The sequence below is a fragment of the Pseudomonas sp. B14(2022) genome, from assembly GCF_012030485.1.
Lineage (GTDB): Bacteria > Pseudomonadota > Gammaproteobacteria > Pseudomonadales > Pseudomonadaceae > Aquipseudomonas.
This window is the reverse complement of the sequence record NZ_JAAUVM010000004.1, coordinates 284,931-304,812: the sequence shown is the minus strand read 5'-3', so window position 1 is coordinate 304,812 and position 19,882 is coordinate 284,931. Positions and strand designations below refer to the sequence as shown.

General features: G+C 61.6%; 20 protein-coding genes and 1 pseudogene. 3 read left to right on the top strand and 18 right to left on the bottom strand.

Features of this window, described 5'->3' with window-relative positions:
* Window positions 1–118 precede the first annotated feature (118 nt).
* The 11 genes and pseudogenes from HCF10_RS09305 to HCF10_RS09255 all read right to left on the bottom strand — a co-directional run.
* Window positions 119–733, bottom strand: a pseudogene (locus HCF10_RS09305) (LysR substrate-binding domain-containing protein); the annotation flags it as partial.
* Window positions 734–913: 180 nt separating this feature from the next.
* Window positions 914–1,411 carry a flavin reductase gene (locus HCF10_RS09300; protein WP_065930110.1) on the bottom strand — a complete coding sequence of 166 codons (498 nt, stop codon included), beginning with the start codon at window positions 1,409–1,411 and terminating at the stop codon, window positions 914–916.
* Window positions 1,412–1,422: 11 nt separating this feature from the next.
* Window positions 1,423–2,382 (bottom strand): PDR/VanB family oxidoreductase, encoded by a 960-nt coding sequence (locus HCF10_RS09295; RefSeq protein ID WP_099491986.1) that lies wholly within the window; start codon window positions 2,380–2,382, stop codon window positions 1,423–1,425.
* 50 nt (window positions 2,383–2,432) lie between these two features.
* Window positions 2,433–3,173 carry an SDR family NAD(P)-dependent oxidoreductase gene (locus HCF10_RS09290; protein WP_167655338.1) on the bottom strand — a complete coding sequence of 247 codons (741 nt, stop codon included), beginning with the start codon at window positions 3,171–3,173 and terminating at the stop codon, window positions 2,433–2,435.
* Between the two features lie 11 nt (window positions 3,174–3,184).
* A complete protein-coding gene (locus tag HCF10_RS09285) occupies window positions 3,185–3,661 on the bottom strand; it encodes an aromatic-ring-hydroxylating dioxygenase subunit beta (protein ID WP_145338142.1) in 477 nt (158 codons plus the stop codon).
* A 15-nt stretch (window positions 3,662–3,676) separates the two neighbouring features.
* Window positions 3,677–4,951 carry an aromatic ring-hydroxylating oxygenase subunit alpha gene (locus HCF10_RS09280; protein WP_099491983.1) on the bottom strand — a complete coding sequence of 425 codons (1,275 nt, stop codon included), beginning with the start codon at window positions 4,949–4,951 and terminating at the stop codon, window positions 3,677–3,679.
* A 19-nt stretch (window positions 4,952–4,970) separates the two neighbouring features.
* Entirely contained in the window at window positions 4,971–5,333 is a 363-nt protein-coding gene (locus tag HCF10_RS09275) for a hypothetical protein (protein WP_017528258.1), read from the bottom strand.
* Window positions 5,334–5,349: 16 nt separating this feature from the next.
* Window positions 5,350–6,522 carry an indole-3-acetate monooxygenase gene (gene iacA / locus HCF10_RS09270; RefSeq protein WP_167655337.1) on the bottom strand — a complete coding sequence of 391 codons (1,173 nt, stop codon included), beginning with the start codon at window positions 6,520–6,522 and terminating at the stop codon, window positions 5,350–5,352.
* Window positions 6,523–6,865: 343 nt separating this feature from the next.
* Window positions 6,866–7,489 (bottom strand): NIPSNAP family protein, encoded by a 624-nt coding sequence (locus HCF10_RS09265; protein WP_099491981.1) that lies wholly within the window; start codon window positions 7,487–7,489, stop codon window positions 6,866–6,868.
* Between the two features lie 89 nt (window positions 7,490–7,578).
* The gene (locus HCF10_RS09260) at window positions 7,579–8,100 is read right to left on the bottom strand and encodes a nuclear transport factor 2 family protein (RefSeq protein ID WP_099491980.1); all 522 of its coding nucleotides are present in this window, start codon (window positions 8,098–8,100) and stop codon (window positions 7,579–7,581) included.
* Window position 8,101: 1 nt separating this feature from the next.
* Complete coding sequence (locus HCF10_RS09255; protein WP_099491979.1) at window positions 8,102–9,226, bottom strand: amidase; 1,125 nt, start codon at window positions 9,224–9,226, stop codon at window positions 8,102–8,104.
* A 193-nt stretch (window positions 9,227–9,419) separates the two neighbouring features.
* Between HCF10_RS09255 and HCF10_RS09250 the strand changes: the two genes are divergently transcribed.
* Both HCF10_RS09250 and HCF10_RS09245 read left to right on the top strand, forming a co-directional pair.
* Window positions 9,420–9,896, top strand: a complete 477-nt coding sequence (locus tag HCF10_RS09250; protein ID WP_065930120.1) for a MarR family winged helix-turn-helix transcriptional regulator — start codon at window positions 9,420–9,422, stop codon at window positions 9,894–9,896.
* Window positions 9,897–10,033: 137 nt separating this feature from the next.
* Window positions 10,034–11,518, top strand: a complete 1,485-nt coding sequence (locus HCF10_RS09245) for an aldehyde dehydrogenase family protein (RefSeq protein WP_167655336.1) — start codon at window positions 10,034–10,036, stop codon at window positions 11,516–11,518.
* Window positions 11,519–11,567: 49 nt separating this feature from the next.
* Here the strand turns inward: HCF10_RS09245 and feaR are convergent, their stop codons facing one another.
* From feaR to HCF10_RS09210, 7 genes are all read right to left on the bottom strand, one after another.
* Complete coding sequence (gene feaR, locus HCF10_RS09240; RefSeq protein ID WP_145338146.1) at window positions 11,568–12,467, bottom strand: transcriptional regulator FeaR; 900 nt, start codon at window positions 12,465–12,467, stop codon at window positions 11,568–11,570.
* Window positions 12,468–12,490: 23 nt separating this feature from the next.
* On the bottom strand, window positions 12,491–13,612 hold the full coding sequence (locus HCF10_RS09235) for an MFS transporter (RefSeq protein ID WP_256663586.1): 1,122 nt from the start codon (window positions 13,610–13,612) through the stop codon (window positions 12,491–12,493).
* Window positions 13,613–13,731: 119 nt separating this feature from the next.
* The gene (locus HCF10_RS09230; RefSeq protein ID WP_145338148.1) at window positions 13,732–14,943 is read right to left on the bottom strand and encodes a Bcr/CflA family multidrug efflux MFS transporter; all 1,212 of its coding nucleotides are present in this window, start codon (window positions 14,941–14,943) and stop codon (window positions 13,732–13,734) included.
* On the bottom strand, window positions 14,940–15,788 hold the full coding sequence (locus HCF10_RS09225) for an alpha/beta fold hydrolase (protein WP_145338149.1): 849 nt from the start codon (window positions 15,786–15,788) through the stop codon (window positions 14,940–14,942). The genes HCF10_RS09230 and HCF10_RS09225 overlap by 4 nt, the downstream gene beginning before the upstream one ends.
* A gap of 66 nt (window positions 15,789–15,854) precedes the next feature.
* Window positions 15,855–17,147 (bottom strand): NAD(P)/FAD-dependent oxidoreductase, encoded by a 1,293-nt coding sequence (locus HCF10_RS09220; RefSeq protein WP_145338150.1) that lies wholly within the window; start codon window positions 17,145–17,147, stop codon window positions 15,855–15,857.
* Between the two features lie 58 nt (window positions 17,148–17,205).
* A complete protein-coding gene (locus HCF10_RS09215) occupies window positions 17,206–17,628 on the bottom strand; it encodes a RidA family protein (protein ID WP_017846980.1) in 423 nt (140 codons plus the stop codon).
* 33 nt (window positions 17,629–17,661) lie between these two features.
* Window positions 17,662–18,801 (bottom strand): tyramine oxidase subunit B, encoded by a 1,140-nt coding sequence (locus tag HCF10_RS09210; protein ID WP_099491972.1) that lies wholly within the window; start codon window positions 18,799–18,801, stop codon window positions 17,662–17,664.
* A 183-nt stretch (window positions 18,802–18,984) separates the two neighbouring features.
* Here HCF10_RS09210 and HCF10_RS09205 point away from each other — a divergent pair, with 183 nt between their 5' ends.
* On the top strand, window positions 18,985–19,809 hold the full coding sequence (locus tag HCF10_RS09205; RefSeq protein ID WP_065930128.1) for an AraC family transcriptional regulator: 825 nt from the start codon (window positions 18,985–18,987) through the stop codon (window positions 19,807–19,809).
* Window positions 19,810–19,882: the final 73 nt, after the last annotated feature.

Below are 19,882 nucleotides of genomic sequence, written 5' to 3'. Positions count from 1 at the left end.
ACCATGGAGCTCCATTCACTTCCAGTGGATTGCTACATTGGGGGCACATCTGAGGGCATGCTTTGGATGGTTTGAAAAGGATGCCCCCAGCCCGACCCGCAAAAAGCCTCTCTCGAAATCACTCTCGCCCAAGCCAAAGAGTAGCGTCCATCCACGCCCCCGCCGTCACCAACTCTTCCAGGGTTTCCAACAGAATTTTTTCCCAGCTCAAGGCCAGCCGACTGCTCCTGCGATCCTTGAGCGTGGTCAACGAGACCGTGGAGCGAATGCCCGGTCGTTCAATCGCGTGACCCACCAGGCCCCCCATGGCTACATCCTCCTGGACTGCGGCATGCGCCAGGATCGAGTAGCCCATGCCTTCGGCGACCATCCGTTTGGTCAGACTGACACTGTCCACGTCGAATATCACATTCAAATGAAATCCGCTCTGTGCCGCCACTTGTTCAATCAGCCGGCGGTTGCTGTGAGGCAGACCGGGAAGGATCAATGGAAAATCCGCCAGCCCCATGATGCGCACCGATTTCGGCGTCTCCCCAGGCGGTCCGACCAGCACCATGCGTTTACTGAAAATCGGCCGCACATCAAAGGCCTCAAGCAGTGGCTGGTTGTACACCACGGCGACCTGGATCCGACCGTCCAGTAACCACTCCTGCAGCGACGTGCTCAAGCCTTCCGATACATGCAATGAGGCCTTGGGCCAACGCTCGTGAAAACGCCGGATCAATTGCGGGGCTCTGCCACTACACGCGACCTAACATCGCCCTGAAGCTGAATGACATCAGTTTTGTCCACCGCTCAGGCGCGCTTCAAAACAACGGCGGCGCCTACTGCTGAAGAAACCTTCGGCCCCTTGGTGCCGCTGTTTCGTTTCTCCAGCGAAAATGAAGGCGCGCGCACTGGGTATCGCTGAGGCTCAGCAGGCCTTCGATGCCTCGCCCAAGCGGTGGTAAGCACGGTTGAAATACACTAGGCCTTCGTCCGCGCCGCTTTGGCGAATGGTCTGGACCTCACAGTAGAAAATACTGTGGGAGCCCACTTCATGGACCTGCACGATCCGGCAGTCGAAATTCACCAGCGCTTGCAGCATCACGGGCGCACCGCTTTCAAGCGTGGTCCAGCCTGTGACGGCAAAGCGCTCATCCATACTCAACGTGCGGTCGGCAAAGGCACCGGATAAATGCTGATGATCGCCGCACAGGGTGTTTACGCACACTGTGCCGTTACGCTTGAAATGCTCATTGGAGTGGGAGGAACGGTTCATGCACACCAGCAGCGTGGGCGGTGAATCAGTCACGCTGCACACCGCCGAGGCGGTAAAGCCGAACCGGCCTGCCACGCCATCAGTGGTGATGACCGACACGGCACCGCCCAGCATGGCCATTGCATTGCGAAAGCTGCCTACGTCTACCATTGTCGTTCCCCTTAGATATCCAGCACGAGTTTTTTAGATTTGGCTCGTGAACAGCACACTAGAATTTGATCATTGCCGGCCTTCTCATCGTCCGTCAGGTACACATCACGATGATCCGGCTCGCCTTCGAGCACATCGCACAGGCAGGTACCGCACACACCCTGCTCGCAGGAAATCTCGATCTTGATCCCGACCTGCGCCAGTGCGGCGAGAATGCTCTGCCCTTCTGCCACCTGCACGGTCTTGCCGCTGCGGGCCGCTACCACTTCGAAGCTGCCCCCCGAGCTGTCCACTTCCACTTGGAAATATTCCTTGTGGATGTGCGCTTCGGTGTAGCCCTGGTCGCGGGCGCCCTGAATCACCCAATCCATGAAGCCGGCGGGACCGCAGGTGTACATGTGCACGCCGGTCTTGCCCTCGCCCAGCACCTTGGCCAGGTCGAGCTTCTGTTCGGCCCCTTCATCGTCGAAGTGGGTAAACACCTGCGCGGCAAACGGTGCGTCGGCCAGTTCCGCCAAGAACGCACTGCGTCCGCGCTCACGGCCGCAGTAATGCAGTTCGAAGGGCTGGCCGGCCGCGTGCAGCGCGTAGGCCATGGCGATCATCGGGGTCACGCCGATCCCGCCACCCAGCAGCACCGAACGCCGCGCCTGCGGTGCAAGCGCGAACAGATTGCGCGGTACGCTGATCTGCACCTCGCAGCCTTCGAGCAGGGTGTCATGCACCCCGACCGAACCGCCGCGCGATGCCGGATCCTTGAGCACACCCAGGCGGTACAGGCTCGGATCCGCAGGGTTGCCGCACAACGAGTACTGGCGCACCAGCCCCGGGGCAATATGGATATCCACATGCGCGCCGGCGTCGAACGCGGGCAACGGTGCGCCGTCGCGACGGGTCAGGTCCAGGACGACAACGCCGTCCCCTTGCAGCTCGCGCTTGCGCACGACTACGTCCAACAGTTCTTCAGTCATGGCCGTTATTCCATGGAGTTCGCAAAGGCCGCCGTGGCGGCCGCTATCAGTCAGCGCATGAACAAGCCGCCATTCACATCCCACGTCGCCCCGGTAGTGAAATAGGCGTCGGGCCGGGCCAACTGCACAATCAGGTCACCGAGAAAATCTGCATCTCCCAGGCGCTGCACCGGGATATTGGCGAGCAGTCCCGGCAGGCGTTCGACCGGTATGGCTGCGCGCACCGCCGCCGACTCGATAGGGCCAGGGGCAATGGCATTGACCGTCACCCCGCGGGCGGCAAACTCCTTGGCGAAGATCTTGGTCAGCGTCACGATGCCGCCCTTGCTCGCGGCATAGTGTGCGCCGGTCGCAGTACCGCCGTTCTGGCCGGCCAGGGACGCCATGTTGATGATCCGCCCATAGCCGGTTTCGGCCATGTACGCGCCCAGCACCTGGCAGCCGAGGAAGACGCTGCGCAGGTTCAGGCCCACGACAGCGTCGAATTCCTCGGGGCTGATCTGCATCAGCGGCGTGGTCTTGGTGACGGCAGCGTTATTGACCACCACGTTCAGCGCGCCGAAGCGCGCCAGCACCTGGTCCAGGCCCGCTTCGAAATCGGCTTTGCTCCCGGCGTCCAGTTGCAGCGCAAGCGTGCGCTCGCCGCCCGGGTCCAACTGGTGGGCGCACGCCTGTGCGGCTTCAAGGTTGAGGTCGGTGATCGCCACCGAGTACCCGGCCCGCAGGAGGCTGGCGCAGAAATGCTGCCCCAGCCCCTGCCCCGCACCCGTCACCAATGCAATATGGCTCATGTCGGCGCGCCTCAAAGGATGTAGCCGATACCGGCAAGGGCATCGTCACTGTTGATCAGGCTGACCACTTTGCGCTGGATCTTGAAACCACCCTCGCTGCGGATCAGTTGGTAGGTAAGGTCGGCGCTGTAGAACTTCAGGTTTTCCTTGCGGAACTCACGGATGTTCTGCGCGCAGCGCACAGTCACCTGCACGCCGTCATCGACCAACACCCGGAACCGCGACTGCATGCGCACCGTTCGCGGTTGCGGGCTGGTGGAGATCGATTCGCCGCCGGTCAGGCGCTGCACCCGCAGTTCACGCATATGATGGTCGTCGTAGGCGTAGTTGAGGGTGTTCTCGAAGTCGGTTTCCTTGGGGTCGATGGGAATGATGTAGGTGCCCTTCTCGGTCCACATCTTCAACCAGCCGTCGTATTCTCCGTGGTCGAGCATGTCGCCTTCCTGCCAGATGAAAGCGGTCACTTCTTGCAGTAATTGCAGGTTCATAAGGTTCTCCACGGATCAGGCCGACATCATCTTTTTCCACTGCTGATAGGCGGCGCGCATACCGGTTTCGGCACTCACGTCGGATACCAGCCCGTCTGCGCTGGCCTGCTCGCCGGGCAAGCCGCGGTTGAGCATGATCCATAGATCTTCACCAGCGTTGGCGCCCTTCTGTACCCGCTCCCAGGCCTCGGAATCGTCCGGAGTGCCGAAGCCCATCGGCCCCTGGAAGTGCTCATGCAGGCGCAGTCGATAGCGGTTGGCCACGGCCGGCCCGCCGTCCATGGTGATCACCGAGTGGTGGATTTCGGTCTCGGTCACCGAGATCGGCTGCAGCACCCGGAAAAACGCCATCGAGCATGCAACGTTGGGGAACAGGTTGAGGTTGAAGCCGGTGCCGCCGACCGCACGCACGATCCGGCGCACCTGCTGCTCCTCGATGCCCTCGTCACGCAGCTCGGCGGCCAGCTCTTCGAAGCGCTCGGGAATCGGCTTGTCCAGGTCGGCTTCGAGGTCGATCAAGTCGGGAATCATCACCATCACGCTGTGGCCGTTGCCCAGGTCCTCGACGTAGCCAGGTCCTTTGACGAAGTCGAACAGCGCCAGGGTCTGCTCATCCACCGACGACAGAAAACTCTTGTGCACCAACGGGAAGTGGTAGGCGTCGGTGGTGTTTTCCAGCTGGATCTTCCAGTTGCCGGGGAAGCGAAAACGGTGCTCGCCCGGCACCTTGATGCCATAACCGGCGCCCTGCTTCATGAACAGGTCCATCCATTTTTTCGCCGCACCGAGGTAGTCTTCCAGCGGCTCGATGTCGTCCTTGAAGGTGGCGAAGATCATGCCGGCGTAGCTTTCGGTACGCAGGCTGACCAGCGGCAGCTCGGCCTTGTCGATGCAGTCGCCGTAGCTTTCCGGGTGTGGGATGCCACGCAGTGAGCCGTCGAGCGCGTAGCCCCAGCCGTGGTAAGGGCAGACGAAGCTGTTGGTCTTGCCTTTTTTGTGTTCGCACACAGTGGCGCCACGGTGGCGACAACGGTTGAGCAGCACGTGCACGTCTTTCTTGCGGTCACGCACCACGATCACCGGCTGCTTGCCGATATAGGTGGTCTTGTAGCTGCCGTTGTCGGGGATCTCGCTTTCGTGGGCGACCCAGATCCAGGTGCTATAGAAAATCTTCTCCAGCTCGGCGTCGAACAGTTGCGCATCGGTATACATCGAGGTGTGGACGCGATCGGCCTGTACCCGTTCAGCGGGGTCGACGGCGAGGTTTACAGCGGGAATCAGCTTGCTCATGGAAGTATCCTCGTCGGCATCAAGTACGCTGAATGATCAGCTCGCGCCCAACCCGGGCTTCAACCTTGGTGTAGCGCCACAGCTTGTAAGGGCCATCGCCCACCGGGGTGCTACGAAACAGGTTGCACGCGGCATGCACGGTCTCGATATCCGGCACGTCGGCCAACAGGTAGGTGGTCCAGGGGAAGCCATCGGACGGCCCGACCATGCTCTGGTCGTCATCCATATTGCCCAGCACCTTGACCCCGGCCAGGTCGTGGATACCGTTCCACATTGCACTGAACGCTGCCCACACCTGCAATTGTTCATCGCGCGGGGCATCGAAAAAATTCTGGTTGATGCCCATGCAGAACAGCACGCGCAAGGTCTTTTTATCGCTCATTTCATTTCCTCGACGGTTAGAGGTAGCCAGGCAAAGGCTGTTTGCCGAAGAACATGGCTCCGGCATTTTGATAGGTGATGTCGCCCATGAAAGCGTGCTGGGTCACCACCTGGGCGTCGTTGACGCAGCGTGCCAGCGGGCTGTCGTTGTACACACCGCTCATGCCCGAGAGCATCTGCGCGGTGCGCGCCACATCGGCAGCGACGCGGGTGGCATGGGTCGACGACAGGCGCAGTAGGTTGGTTGCGGCCACCGGCACCGCATCGCCGGCCAGTACGTAGTTCCAGGCGCGGTCGATGGACTCGTAGAAAAACGCCCGCGCGGCTCGCAGCTCGGCTTCTGCCCGGGCAATATCGACCTGGGCCAGGGGCCGGTCGGCAATCGCCGGGGCGCCGGTGACCGAGACGCGCCCGCTGGCCATGTCCGAAAGGGCATCCAGTGCCGCGCGGGCGACGCCAAGGCCGACGACCGACAGCACTTGGGTGGCGAACGACAGCGACGGGTAACGAAAGAACGGCTCGTCCAGGTTCGGCAGGCCGCCGCGCACGAAGGTCCACTCCTCGCAGACCCGCACGTTTTCCACCACCAAGTCATGGCTGCCGGTGCCGAGCAGGCCGACGGTGTCCCAGGTTTCGTCGATGCGGATCTCACTGCGCGGCATCACTGCAATGCGTGGCAGGCCGAAGGTGTCGCCGTTCTTCGGGGCGATACCGACGCCGACAATGTCGGAGCCCAGGGAGCCGCTGGAGTATTTCCAACGACCATTGACCACAAAGCCGCCTTCGACCACTTCCGCCGGTTGCGGCGGAAAGATGCCACCGGCGAATACCCGGTCAGGACCATCGGCATACACCTTGGCGATGCTGTCCAGCGGCAGTGCGGCAAGGTAAACCGGGCTCATGCCGAAGCTGGCAACCCAGCCGGCAGAACCATCGGCCTGGGCAATACGCTCGATCAACTGGCAGAACTCGGCCGGCGAACACTCCAGGCCACCGAAGCGCTTGGGCACCAGCGCCCGATAAATGCCGTGCTGTTTGAAGGACTCGATCACATCCCGCGAAATGTGGCGCTGGCGGTCGAATTCACCGGCCCTGGCACGCTCACGCACATCGACAAGCAAGGCGTCGAAGGTCGGGCCACTGGCAAGCGAGCTCACGGTATCGACCGCTGGTTTTTTTAGCGAATGCATACATTTACTCCGTTGTCAGGAACGGTATTGGGCTGAGCAGGAAGGCAGTGTCGAGCTGGGACGGGAGACGGAACGGGGGCGATGGATCGGCATAGTGGTTACCTTTGTTTTTGTGGGTGCCGTTGGGGTGAATCTGAGCTCGATTACGTGAATTGTCAATTGATTTATCGCGATTAAAAACAACACTAATCACGTAATAATTCAGTGACAAATCCAGAATAAAAATATTTAAGTAGCTGTTTTAATTGGTTTAAATGCGTTTAGATATGTCTTTATGCTTTGAGGATAATTCAGAAAATTATTGTGCGATTATCGGAAAACATGCTGTTTTTTCGTAACGCTTTCAGCGCAATGGTGAGAACGGCGCCGGCAGGTAAACCGTGGAATGCATCTGCTTGAGCTGCGGCGCCGAATCTTCAGGTGGCCAGGCGCCGTCGACCACGGCGCGAGTACGTACTTCAAGGCGCTGCTCCAGCGAGCTGTAGGGCCAGATATGCAGATAACGCGGAATCTGCCCGCTGGTGGCATAGAACGCGGCGTATACCCGGGAATAATCCGTCCTGGTGCGACGCTCTATGGACTTGCACCAACCGCGCAACGTCGGTGCCAGCCCGCTGGGTACCAGGTTGTATTCGCGCAATTCGTAGAACGGGCCGTGAGCCCCGGGAGGCAGCGGCTCTACGAAGGCGAAGGCGCTGTAATCGTCCACCTGCTGGTCAAGCAGAAATTCGCCAATCGCAAACCCATCGGCCGCCAGTAGATACCGTTCGCGCTCGCGTTCGCGAGCGCCGCCATCGTCGAACCCGCGCAGGACCGCGATGCGATTCTGCTGGCCGATTTCCGACACCCAGCAGCCCATCAAATGCACGCCCTCGCCCGCTTCGCGCAAGCTCCGCTCCAGACGCGGCAAGGCTTGAGGCACGGTGCGAACACGCAGGGTAAAGGTCAACAATTCGAACAGTTTCAAGGCAATCTCCAGGGACTACGCGCACGGCGCGACCGCCCTTGTCGGGCAGTCGCGGGAGCGTGCAAAACGAGGGGGGGGGGAAGTGAGCGCTATTGGCGAGGCACCGGTAACTCGGCGTCGCTGTTCCATGCCTCAACCGGGCGGCTGAACAGGTTTTCGGTCTGGAAGTGCGCCATGCGCCACTGCCCGTCTTCCTCGGCAAAGCGCACGTTCAGGCGCGCGGCGTTAAGGTGGGAGGCGCCGCTGGCGAAGGTGGACGTCTGCAACATTACCCAACTGCCGAGCACGGTATCGTCCTGCACCTCGATCAGCTCGCTGGTGAGGAAGTGCACGTTGAGGGCAAAGTGCGCCGGGGTTTTCATGTAACCAGCGAACATCGCGGTAATCGCTTCGCGTCCACGATAGCCACCGAAGCTGTGGGCGTACTTCGCGCCTTTGCCCTCCCACACGGCATCAAGGGTGAACAGACCGGCCAGTTCGAGGAGTGGCGTGCGTGCATCGAGCGCATCACACAGCACCATGTAGCGGTTCATGCAGGCACGGGCGCTGGCTTCGATTTCAAAACGGCGCAGGCGTCGCTCCAGGTCCGCTCGCGGGATGGTTGCGTTCATTTCAGACCTCTCCCCCGGCATACAGACGCTCGAGCAGGCGGCCGGCAATGGCCAGCAGTTGCTCATCGGCACCCTTGGCCCCCACCAGTTGCAGGCCCACCGGAAGTCCTTCGGCGCTGGCCAGCGGAATGCTCAGCGCCGGGTGTCCCGACAGATTGAACGGGCGCACGAAGGCGGTCATTCCGAGCACTGCCTGGGTGTCAGTGGCCTCGGCCAGGGTCAAGGGGAAGTCAGGCATGGTCGGCAGTACCAGCACATCGACATGCTGCAAGGCGGCGTCGACTTCGGCCGTGAACTGCCTGCGCACCCGCTCGGCTTCGGCCAACGCGGCCGCCGTGGTATTGCCGGCGGCGGCCAGGCGCGCGGCAATGTCGGCGCCCACCTTGCCGGTTTCCAGCAAGTGACCGCAGGCATCGAACGTTTCGCGGTTGATTACCACCATGCCAGCGTCATAGGCCGCCTTGAGGCTGGGCAGCGTGAGACGTTCACCGGGTAGACGGATCACCGCGATGGCGGCATCGATCACTCGCTGTACGGCGGCGCCAGCCTGCACCGTCACGACACCCAGGCGCGGCGAGTCCGGCGCCGACACCGGCTTGAAGCTGGCGTCGATCACCTGCATGGCCGTGACCAGCATCGGCAGGCTCGCGGCAAACGGACCGACGCAGTCGAGGCTGCTGTGCGCCGGCATTACGCCACGGCGGCTGACCCGCCCGAACGTCGGCTTGAAGCCGAACACCCCACAGCAACACGCCGGTATGCGCACAGAGCCGCCGGTGTCGGTTCCCAGGGAAAAATCTGCCAGCCCGGCCGCCACGGCAGCTGCCGAGCCACTGGAGGAACCGCCCGGAATACGCCCGGGGAAACGCGGATTGGGCGCAGTGCCGGTCCAGTGATTGATGCCCGTGGTGCCAAACGCCAGTTCATGCAGGCTGGTCTTCCCCACCAGGCGACAGCCCTTCTCCAGCAGCGCCTGCACCACATCGGCGTGGACCGTGGCAGGTGCGGCATCCTCAAGGGCCTGGCTCGATGCACGGGTAGGCAGGCCAGCCAGATCAATTGTGTCCTTGACCATCACGGTCGGCCCATCGCCGCCAAGGAAAAGCTGTTCAATCACCAGGGTCATGTCGGGTTACCTTCACTGTGAAATGCGGAATGGGGGCGCCCGATGCGCCCTTTCCTTTTTTTCACACTCACCGAATATTACGTGAATTGTCAACTAAATTCCCCAGCACAAACAGGCTGATGTCCGGGCAAAAGCCGTGCCGAATTCACGAGAAAAGTCTATGATTGGCCGCCGCCCCCGACATGAGCAGACCATGAGCGCACCCAAAAAACACGCAGGCCGCTACGACCCCGGCAGTGAAGACTTTCACAAAGAGGATTTCCCGTTCTACTGGCTGGCCATGGTGCATGGTCGCTACAGCCAGTACATGGAAAAGGCACTGAAGAAAATCGGCCTGGATATCCCGCGCTGGCGGGTGTTGTTCATTCTCAAGGAGAACGGCCAATCGAGCATTTCCGAAATTTCCACCCACGCCATCGCCAAGCTCTCGACCATCACCAAGACGGTGTATCGCATGAAGGAAGACGGCCTGGTGGACACCGCGCCCTGCGAGGACGACGGCCGCGTGACGCAGGTGCGCATCACCGAACAAGGGCGCGAGGCGATTGAACGTATCCAGGTCGCCACGGGTGACCTGTTCAAGCGCAGTTTCACCGGTATGACCGAAGCGCAGATCCAGCGCCTGAACCGCATGCTCGAAACGGTGTTCGACAACCTCGGCGAACCCTAGGTCAGCGGCGGCCCAACCTGTCAGGCATAACCAATTTCCTGGCAGGCTCGAACAAGCAGCCACGCGTGCATCGGTTTTTAATGCAAGGGTCTTTCGAGCGCCCCCGGGCGCGACGAATCCTTCATTGGAGCGCCACCATGCACATTGCCCTGCTGCCCTCAGTCGTTGCCTTCCTGGGTCGCGACCATTCCAACTTCATCGATGGCGTCGCGCACACCAGCGCCTCCACCCAGCGCATCGGCGTGGTCGATCCCGGAACCGGCGAGACCGTCGCGCAGCTGCGTGACGCCCAGGCCGAGGATGTGAACCTGGCCGTCGACAGCGCCACCGCTGCCTTCAAGGGCGCCTGGGCGCAAGTCACCCCCTACCAGCGCGGCGTGCTGCTCAACCGTCTGGCAGATCTGATAGAAGCCAACGGCGAAGAACTGGCGCAATTGGAAACCCTGAGTTCCGGCAAATCGATCAACCTGTCGCGGCATATCGAAGTGGGCCAGAGCGCGGTGTTCCTGCGCTACTTCGCCGGCTGGGCGACCAAGATCGGCGGCCAGACAATGACCCCGTCGTTCCCTTCCATGGCGGGTGAGCAGTACAGCGCCTACACCCTGCGCGAGCCCGTGGGCGTGGTAGCGGCCATCGTGCCGTGGAACTTCTCGCTGATGATAGGCGTGTGGAAACTGGGCGCCGCGCTGACCACCGGCTGCACGGTGGTGCTCAAACCCAGCGAATACACACCGCTGTCCCTGTTGCGCCTGGCGGAACTGGCGATCGAGGCGGGAATTGCGCCGGGCGTGATCAACGTGGTCAACGGGCGCGGCCAGGTGGGCCAGCAGTTGATCGAACACCAGGCCGTGCGCAAGGTGTCGTTCACCGGTTCGGTGCCCACCGGCATCGCGGTGGGCAAGGCCGCCATGGCCGCCGACCTGACCCGCGTCACCCTGGAGCTGGGCGGCAAGAATGCCGCCGCGCTGCTGGCCGATGCCAATGTCGATGACGCCGTAGCGCGCTTCGTGCAATCGGCCTATGTGCACCAGGGCCAGGTGTGCGCGGCCCCCGAGCGTTTGTTCGTGCACCGTTCCATCGTCGAGCAGGTGACGCAGAAGATGGCGGCGATGTTGTCGCAGATGGTCATAGGCTCGCCTCTGGATGAACATGCTCAGTTCGGCCCGCTGTCGAACAAGCCGCACTTCGACAAGATCCTCGGCTTTTTCGACCGTGCCCTGCAGAGCAACCAGGTGGTATGCGGTGCGCGTGCCGTGGACCGTGCCGGTTACTACGTGGAACCGACGCTGATCATCGCCAACGGCAAGGATGATCCGCTGCTGCATGAGGAAACCTTCGGCCCAGTGGTATGCGTGCTGGCGTTCGACGATGAAGAAGAACTGGTCACCTTGATGAACGACAGCCCGTTCGGCCTCACAGCCAGTATCTGGACCAACGACTTGTCCAGGGCCTTGCGCCTGATCCCGCGAATCGAGGCGGGTACGGTGTGGGTCAACATGCACACATTTGTCGACCCGAGCGTGCCGTTTGGCGGGATGAAGGCGTCTGGCATGGGGCGTGAATTCGGCAGTGCGTTTATCGACGACTACACCGAGCTGAAATCCGTGATCATCCGCTATTGACCACATCGGATCTGTGGCGAGGGAGCCTGCTCCCACGCCGCAACCAGGCTCAGTGCCCGCGGCGCCGATAGCTACTGGGTGTCAGCCCCGTCTGCTTCTTGAACGTCTTGGAAAAATGCGCCGAATCAGCAAAGCCCCAATAGCTGCCGATATCGGTGATCGAGCGCTGTGCGCAAACGGGATCGCGAAGGTCCTGCGCGGCCTTCAACAGCCGCTCACGCAGAATATAGCGGCAGACGCTGTCGCCACTCGCCTCAAACAACCTGTAGAGCTGGCGGCTGGAGATGCCCAGCTCTTCGGCCAGCGACGCCGGCGACAGCCGGGGTGAGTCAAGCCGCTGCTGGATGACGGATTGCACTTCATGCAGCTGCCACCCAGGCGAATGGTCGCTCGCACGGTACTCCAACACCGAGGCCAGCAAGGCAACCAGCGCCCTTGGCAGACCATCACCATCCTGCGGGCAAGACCATTGGGCCAGCTCACCCGCAGCGACCTGTCGTACCAGCGTGCCAAGCAGTTGGCCACACACCCCCGTGGTCGACAGCTTGCCGAAGCGGCTACGGTCCAGCCCCTTGAGCAACTCACACGGCAACGGGATCGACACATGGGCGAACAACCCCTTGGGGGTCATTTTCACCGCACCGGAAAAGTCCAGCAAAGCCAGGTCACCTGCGTGCAGTTCAAGCACCTTGTCGCCCAGCTCAATGACCATCGAGCCCTGCTGTTGCAACACAAGAAAACACCGGGCCGATGAGCTGCGCCCGCTTGAGCGAGCGGCCTTGGCAATCACACTGGCATTGCTGCGAATGTGGGCGACCGCCGTGGTGCCCACCAGCGTCTGTTGCATTTCCCCGATGAAAAGGCTCTGGCAATGGTCATAGCGCGTGTCGAAACGACCGCAGGTCGCGCGCACACATTCGTTCCAGGTCGACAACGCTTGACCACGCATGGGTGTTCCCCCTCTTCACTCGCTCACAACCCGGACATCACGGCGGTACCCGAAGCCCGCATGCGTTGGAACGCCCACTGGGCTCTCAACACCGCCGCGCCATAGATGACCAGCACCGCCACCGAACAGGCGCCCGAGAACACCAACACCGCCGAGTAGCCGAATGCCTCGATCAGAAACCCACCGATGGCTGGCCCGAACGCCGCCCCCAGGGACAGGCACAGCGCGCCCAGCGCGACAAGCTTGCCCGACAGGTCGAACTCAGCCATGACGCCGAAGGTATAAGCCAGCACGAAGCCGATCGAAAAGAGAAAGCAAATAACGCCTACGACGTAGGTCGTCAGGGAAGAAAACTGCGCCAGTGCCACCAGACCCAGTAACTCGGCGAGGATAATCACGGCCACCGGCATGAAGCGTCCCACCCTCAAGCCGATCGCCGAGGCGATGAAGCCGCCGCCGGCATTGATCAGAAAACCCAGCGCCAGCACCATGCCGATGGTGTCGGAGGCCAAGCCGGTCTTTTTGCCCATAAGCTCCAGGAACGCCCACACCGACATGATGCCGGTCAGGAAAACCAGGCTGGCCACCAGGCTCAACCATACGATGGTGCGACTCTCGGCGCTGGCAATCCGCACGGCGGTACCGGACGCTTCCAGGTGTCGCTCGCTACGGCGCGGCACCCAAGGCAGCGGCAGGATACCCATCACCACCATGGCAATGGCGATGGTGATCAGCATGCCTTCAAAGCCCCACACCGGCGCCACCGCCACGGGTAGCACGATGAGCAGGAAGGCGCCCGGCACGGTCTCGATACCTAGCTTGAAACCAAACGCTCGTTCAGGCTGCGAACTGTCACCGAAGATCGTCATCGCCAGGGCATACAAGGCCCCGGTACCGGCGCCCGCCAGAGCCATGATCGCCAGCAGCGCTTCATAGGAAGGATCGCGCAGCACAAACACGAGCGCGCCCACCACCAGCGCCGACGACAGTGCCGATATGACTCGCCAACTGAGCCGGTGAATCCACAGCAGGGACGCCAGCCCGAATGCGCCAAACCCCAGGTTCATGGCCATGGCCAGGTTGCCCAGTTGGTGCTCGCCGAGCCCGAAACGCTCGGCAAACGCGCCAAACAGCACAGGTAGCACGTTCAATAACAAGGCACCTGCACCCGAAACCAAGCCTGCACACACATAGACGGAGGTTGTATCGATCGGATTTATTTTTGTAGTTTTCATTTGAATATCCTGGCTTTTTTAACTGCGGCTCACGTTTGCTTAACGACGGCCGTCACGGCAACCGCCCGGGCAGGCGTGCGAAGGGTCACGCAATAAGCGACCAACGAGCCCATCCCGCAACACCCCACCACCCAACACATCGGCCAGGCGCTGCCATCAGCCAAATGGCTGACCCACAGGCTGGCCAACGCCCCTGTGGCGAATTGCACCGAAACCCCCAGCGCCACGCTCGCACCGGCCTGGCGCGGAAACAGCATCATCAGGCTGGCCATGCAATTGGCGCCGATCAAACCGGTCACGCCCATGTACAGCACCATGCAACACACGATGCTCGTCAGCCCGCCCCATTCGGTATACCCGACCAGCATCAGCGCCAACCCTGCCCCGCTCACCAGCACCGCCCCCACGCCGAGCATGCGTTGCGGCCCAAAACGGCCCACCCAACGCGCGTTGATAAAGGTCACCAGGATGATGCCGAGGATGTTCAGGGCGAACAACGCGCTGAACACCCGTGGCGAGACACCGAAATACACGACGTACACAAAAGGCGAAGCAGTGATGAAGGCGAACATGCCGCCAAACCCCAGGGACATGCACAGGATCAGCGCCATCGCCCTGGGTTGCCGGGCGATGGTCAGGTAGGCCGCGAAGGCCGCCCCAACGGACGCCCCGCGATCCTGCGCCGGCAGACTTTCCTTCAGGGTCAGGGCCACCAGCAGCAGGCACAGGCTGGACAGGATGAACAAGGTGGCAAAGATCGTGCGCCAACCCTGGATCAACACCAGCCAAGTGCCGATCATCGGCGCGACCAGTGTCGCCATCATCGTCAGAACGTGCATCCACGACAGCACTTTGGCTGCCTCCGCCAGGCCTACCCTGTCCCGGGCGACGGCGCGCGCCAGCACCAGCGCACCCGCGCCGCCGAGCGCCTGGAAAAAGCGCCAGGCAATCAGTTGCTCGACGCTACCGGCAAACAGGCAACCCAGGGTCGCAGCCGCGTACAGCACCAGGCTGCCGAGCAGCAACGGGCGACGGCCGTAGCGGTCGGACAACGGACCGTAGCACAACATGCCCAGGCACAGCCCGGCGAGAAACGCGCTGATGGTGTGTTGCACCTGCGCGGTGCTGGTCGACAGGTCCTCGGCGATTTGCGGGAAGCTGGGCAGGTAAGTATCAATCGAAAATGGCCCGAAGGCCGTCAGGGATGAGAGCAGCACAATCAAGCGAGCCCGCGGTTTCATCGGCCGGGGATCGCGAGGCTGTCAAGAAATGCGGTGACCAGCCGGTTGAACGTCCCACCCTGGTCGTCATGCACATAGTGGCTGGCGTCCGCGACTTCGGCCGTGCGCACGTGCGCATTGCTGTCGCGCATGGCTTGCAGCGTCGCCGCCGGCAGAAAGTCCGAGCGCATACCGCGAATGAACAACGTCGGACAATCCAGGGCGCGTACCGCCGGCCACAGATCGGTAGGCTCAATGCTCAGGCGTGCCTCGGCGATGCCTTGTTGATCGTGGCGCCAGGTGATCGCACCCGCGCTGTCCTTCATCGAGTGCGCCAGCCGCGACGCCAGGCCCTGCGCCGACAAGCCAGGACGCGACGCCTGCCAGAACGCACGGGCGGCGTCCCAGTTGTCGAAACGCAACGGGGTCTGGTTCATCTCGCGGCGAATGCGCGCCGCACCGTCGCCCTGGCTGGAGGAACCTGGCCCGATGTCTTCGATGATCAGGCCAATCAAGCGCCCCGGGTGCTGCCGTGCGTATTCCAATGCGTTGGCGCCCCCCAGCGAGTGACCCAGCAACACGAACCGCTGCAAGCCGACATAGGCGACAAAGTCCTGCAAGTCTTCCACATAGGACTGCGTGTGATAACTGGCGGCCGGTGCCCAGTCACTCAGCCCGCGTCCGCGCTGGTCCAGGGCATAGATGCAATAGCCATCGCCCAGCGCTTCTACCAGCGACTCCCAGGTCTGGGCATAAGCACGCAAACCATGCAGCAGTACCAAGGGCACGCCGCCCGGCTTGCCCCAGCGTAGAAAATGCAGACGCAAGCCTGCGCGATTGGTGAAAAAAATGCTGTCTGGGGACATTGCCTGGCTCCGCCGCTCAGTAAAGGAGAAACACCGTTTTTCTGGGACTGTCGCGGTGCATGCGACCTAGAAACGATCAAACCGATAAGGGCTCGGGTCGATGATCGGGGTATGCCCACTGACCATATCGGCGGCCAAGTGGCCGGCCGCCGGCGAGGTACCGAAGCCATGCCCGGAGAAACCGGTGGCCACGGTCAGGCCCGGGATTTGCGCGACCGGCCCGATCACCGGGTTCGAATCCGGCGTCACATCGATCGTGCCCGCCCAGGCCTGAGCAATCCTGGCTTGTTCGAACACCGGCCAGGCCGCCTTGAGGTTGTTCATCGCGTCGTTATTGAGCCGCGGGTTGGCCGCCGGGTCCTGTACGCGCACGCGTTCGAAGGGGCTGACACTGTCGGCCGACCAACGTCGCGAAAGCGCCAGGTCATTGAAGAAATACTTGCCCAGTGACACGTTCAATACGCTGCGCTGCGCGCGAAATTGCGGCATATATTGCTTGGCCAGCAACAGGTGATCGAGGGTCAGGAAAGCATCCAGTTTGCCGCGCTGGGTAATGATGAAGCCGCCGTCCTTGTGCTTGCGAAACGAAAAGTCCGGCGCGCCCACGGCAATCTCGGTGGGGCCCAGCATCGGATGGGTGCGCAACACCGAACAGGTCAAGGCCAGGGTCGGCAACGACACCCCGAGGTTGCCCAGGAATCGCCGCGACCACATGCCGCCAGCCAGTAACACCTGGTCGCAGCGGATCTCGCCTTTTTCAGTGACCACCCCGCTGACCTTGCCGGCGGACATCTGCAGCGTGCGCACCGCACACTGCTCGATGATCACCACGCCGAGGGCCATGGCGGCCTTGGCGATCGCGCTGCTGGCCAGGGTCGGTTCGGCGCGCGCGTCGGATGGTGTGTAGATGCCGCCGGCCCACTCACCCGCGCCGCCCGGCACTTTCTGTGCGATTTCGCGGTTGCTCAGCAACCGCGAATCCAGTGACAGGTGCTCGACCGATTTGAGCCAACTGTCATGCATCGCCATTTGCGCCTCGTTGCGGGCGACGAACATGATGCCTTCCTGGCGATAACCCACATCCGCACCGATGCGCTCGGGCATTTGCGCCCATAAGCGGTCAGCGGCCAGGGCCAGCGGAATATCGTGAGCGTGGCGACTGGTCTTGCGTACCCAGCCCAGGTTGCGTGAAGACTGCTCGCCGGCGATACGGCCTTTTTCCAGGACCACCACCGGGATATTGCGTTCGGCCAGTGTCAGTGCCGCAGTCAAGCCGATGATGCCGCCGCCGATGATGACGACGGCGGTCGTGGAGGGAAATTCGGTGGACGTATTCACGGGCGCAATAGTCGGGGCCATGATCAAGACTCGCAAAACTATAGAGGTCGACCGCGCGAGGGCGCGGCCGCAGGACGGGTTATTGCGACAGGCGAATCACTTCGACCTGGGCCTTGGAGGCGTTGCGATACGCCGTCACTTCCAGCTCCACCTTGTAAACCGTCGAACCCAACGGCGGGCAGGTGACGGTACTGGCCGGGTCGACACCACGGAATTTTTCGCCGATCAGGCCCATCACCGCCGGCACGTCCTTGGGGTCCTGGATAAATACCCGCGAGCACACCACATCGGCCAGGCTTGCATCGACGGCGGCCAGCGCGGTTTCAATGTTGGCGAACACCTGGTGCGTCTGCTCGAGGATGTCCTCCGGGATCAGTTTGGTCTGCGGGTTGCGCCCGGCGGTATTGGACACATAGATCCAGTTGTCCACCACTACCAGGCGCGAATAGCTGGCCTGGTCTTCAAAGGGTGAGCCGGTCTTGAGCTTGATGATTTTGGTCATGTCGTAAGTCTCGTCAGTGGGTTAAAGGATGGCTTAGCGCAGGACGGGGGTTTCCCACAGGTTGAGCTTCACGCCGATGCCTTTTTCCACGGCATTGCGATACACCACGGTGCCCCAGGCCACGTCTTCCACAGGCATGCCGCCCACCGACATGATGATGATCTCTTCATCGTTGCGACGGCCCTGGGCATCACCGGCGACGATCTTGCCGATGTCTTCGAGTTCTTCGGGCTGCATCGTGCCTTCGGCGATCATGTCCATGAACCGCACGCCGATCACCGGCACGCAGTGGTGCGCAGGCTTGGGCAATTCTTCGAACCAGGCTTCGTAGAGGCCGGTGTTGTCCAGCACCTTGCGCACGTCGGCGCGTTCCATCCCCTCGTCCAACGAGCAGGATGCCGGCATGGCCATGAAGCAACCCGGCTTGACCCACTCGCGCTTCACAATTGGGTAGTTTGAGGGGTCGCCTGTCTCACCGGAGCTACAATAAGTAACAAGGTCGGAACCACGGACCACTTCTTCGAGGCTGTCGACCACGGTGATCGTGGTCACCTGTGGGTAGGTGTCCTTCACCCAGCCAATAAAATCATTCAGGCTTTTCTCGCCACGGCCCTTGATCTTCAAGGTATCGATCTGCGGGCAAACGGCGATGAATGCGGCGAGCGTGGTCTTGCCCATCACGCCGGGGCCGAGCAGGCCGACCACCTTCGAGTCCTTGCGTGCCAAGTGGCGCGCGCCCACGCCGGGAATCGCGCCGGTGCGGTAGGCCGACAGCAGGTTGGCAGACATATGCGCCAACGGTGCGCCGGTGTCGGGATCGTTGAGGGTGAACATCAGGATCGAACGTGGCAGGCCTTTTTCGCGGTTGGCAATATTGGAGCCATACCATTTGACGCCTGCGGTGCAGAAGCTGCCGCCCAGGTAGGCCGGCATCGCCATCATGCGGCGGTCAGCGGTGGGCTTGGGCATGTTCGGGAAAGGCGAATCCTTCGGAAACACCACCATCGCGCCGTGAGAATCGTTGTTTGGCCCGGCCATGCGGTAGTCGCCGCTATAGAGCAGGCCGAACATCTCTTCCATGGTATTCACACAGGCAAGCATGTCGGTTACGCCCGCGCGAATCATGTCCTGCTCGGACAGATAGATGAAGTCAATTTTTGTGGTAGTGGACATTATTATTCTCGACTGAAGATGAAGTCGCTGCGGTAGGCGCTGCTCCCACGCTATCGAGGTCGAGTATCAGTGAGTGTTTCCTGGCGGTATTGTAAATTTCGGACATCAAGGTTCGTCCCCGTCCGCAGAGTTGGCGCGATAAATGCGTGAATATTCCCGCATATACCACCCCAAGGTCCGGCCATGCCCAACCTGTGTTCACCATCGCTGCGGCAAACCGCTTACGAACAACCCTGGTTCGTACTCAACTCTTCACGGTATTCGGTAATGCCTTCCGAGCACCCGGCGATTTCGCATTTCTACGCCTTCGATGTCGCTCACTCAGCTGATCTGCTGGCGGTGCCGGACGGCTGCGTGGATATCGTTTTCGACTGTGACGCCACGCGCCCAAGTGTGAGGATTTGTGGTACCCCGCTGGAGGCGCAGCAGGTCGAACTGCTGCAGGGTCACCATTACTTCGGCGTGCGCTTTGCGCCGGGGGTTATCCCAGGTTTCATCAACGTCGTGGCCGAGGACCTGACCGAACAGGAATGGGATCTGCTGGAAGTATCGACGTTTGCCCAGCGCATTTTCGAAAGCATCGTCCAGGCCCCACAGCTGCAGGAGCAGATAAAGCTGTTCAGCGATTACCTGGCCCCGCGCCTAATCGGCCGAAGCTCGAAACTCACGACCATGGTCATCCAACAGGCGCTTGCACATCGCGGTGACCTGCGTATCCAGCAACTGGAAGAACTCAGCGGGTACACTAGCCGCACGATTCATCGCCAGTTCAGCCAGGACACCGGCCTGTCGCCCAAGACGTTCTGCCGGATCATTCGCTGCCAGGCGGCGCTGGAAACCCTGAACACCCGGCACGATGTGTCGTTTTCAGACCTGGCCCTGGACCTGGGCTTTTCCGATCAGTCGCATTTCCTGCGCGACTTCAAGAAGCTGGTCAGTACGACGCCCTGCGATTACCAGCGCCGAATGCTGCAGAGCGCCTACGCCGAGCGCATCCGCTTCGCCTGAGTGCCCTCCCCCCGTTCCCGCGAAAAATTAATTCCCCTCTCCATCATTTCTCCATAAAACCTTCGCCGAACGT

Bases quoted from the DNA above. Each gene is read 5' to 3' on its own strand.
- HCF10_RS09300 (WP_065930110.1), bottom strand. From the start codon at position 1,411: ATGGTAGACGTAGGCAGCTTTCGCAATGCAATGGCCATGCTGGGCGGT.
- HCF10_RS09295 (WP_099491986.1), bottom strand. From the start codon at position 2,382: ATGACTGAAGAACTGTTGGACGTAGTCGTGCGCAAGCGCGAGCTGCAA.
- HCF10_RS09290 (WP_167655338.1), bottom strand. From the start codon at position 3,173: ATGAGCCATATTGCATTGGTGACGGGTGCGGGGCAGGGGCTGGGGCAG.
- HCF10_RS09285 (WP_145338142.1), bottom strand. From the start codon at position 3,661: ATGAACCTGCAATTACTGCAAGAAGTGACCGCTTTCATCTGGCAGGAA.
- HCF10_RS09280 (WP_099491983.1), bottom strand. From the start codon at position 4,951: ATGAGCAAGCTGATTCCCGCTGTAAACCTCGCCGTCGACCCCGCTGAA.
- HCF10_RS09275 (WP_017528258.1), bottom strand. From the start codon at position 5,333: ATGAGCGATAAAAAGACCTTGCGCGTGCTGTTCTGCATGGGCATCAAC.
- iacA (WP_167655337.1), bottom strand. From the start codon at position 6,522: ATGCATTCGCTAAAAAAACCAGCGGTCGATACCGTGAGCTCGCTTGCC.
- HCF10_RS09260 (WP_099491980.1), bottom strand. From the start codon at position 8,100: ATGAACGCAACCATCCCGCGAGCGGACCTGGAGCGACGCCTGCGCCGT.
- HCF10_RS09255 (WP_099491979.1), bottom strand. From the start codon at position 9,226: ATGACCCTGGTGATTGAACAGCTTTTCCTTGGCGGCGATGGGCCGACC.
- HCF10_RS09250 (WP_065930120.1), top strand. From the start codon at position 9,420: ATGAGCGCACCCAAAAAACACGCAGGCCGCTACGACCCCGGCAGTGAA.
- HCF10_RS09245 (WP_167655336.1), top strand. From the start codon at position 10,034: ATGCACATTGCCCTGCTGCCCTCAGTCGTTGCCTTCCTGGGTCGCGAC.
- feaR (WP_145338146.1), bottom strand. From the start codon at position 12,467: ATGCGTGGTCAAGCGTTGTCGACCTGGAACGAATGTGTGCGCGCGACC.
- HCF10_RS09230 (WP_145338148.1), bottom strand. From the start codon at position 14,943: ATGAAACCGCGGGCTCGCTTGATTGTGCTGCTCTCATCCCTGACGGCC.
- HCF10_RS09225 (WP_145338149.1), bottom strand. From the start codon at position 15,788: ATGTCCCCAGACAGCATTTTTTTCACCAATCGCGCAGGCTTGCGTCTG.
- HCF10_RS09220 (WP_145338150.1), bottom strand. From the start codon at position 17,147: ATGGCCCCGACTATTGCGCCCGTGAATACGTCCACCGAATTTCCCTCC.
- HCF10_RS09215 (WP_017846980.1), bottom strand. From the start codon at position 17,628: ATGACCAAAATCATCAAGCTCAAGACCGGCTCACCCTTTGAAGACCAG.
- HCF10_RS09210 (WP_099491972.1), bottom strand. From the start codon at position 18,801: ATGTCCACTACCACAAAAATTGACTTCATCTATCTGTCCGAGCAGGAC.
- HCF10_RS09205 (WP_065930128.1), top strand. From the start codon at position 18,985: ATGCCCAACCTGTGTTCACCATCGCTGCGGCAAACCGCTTACGAACAA.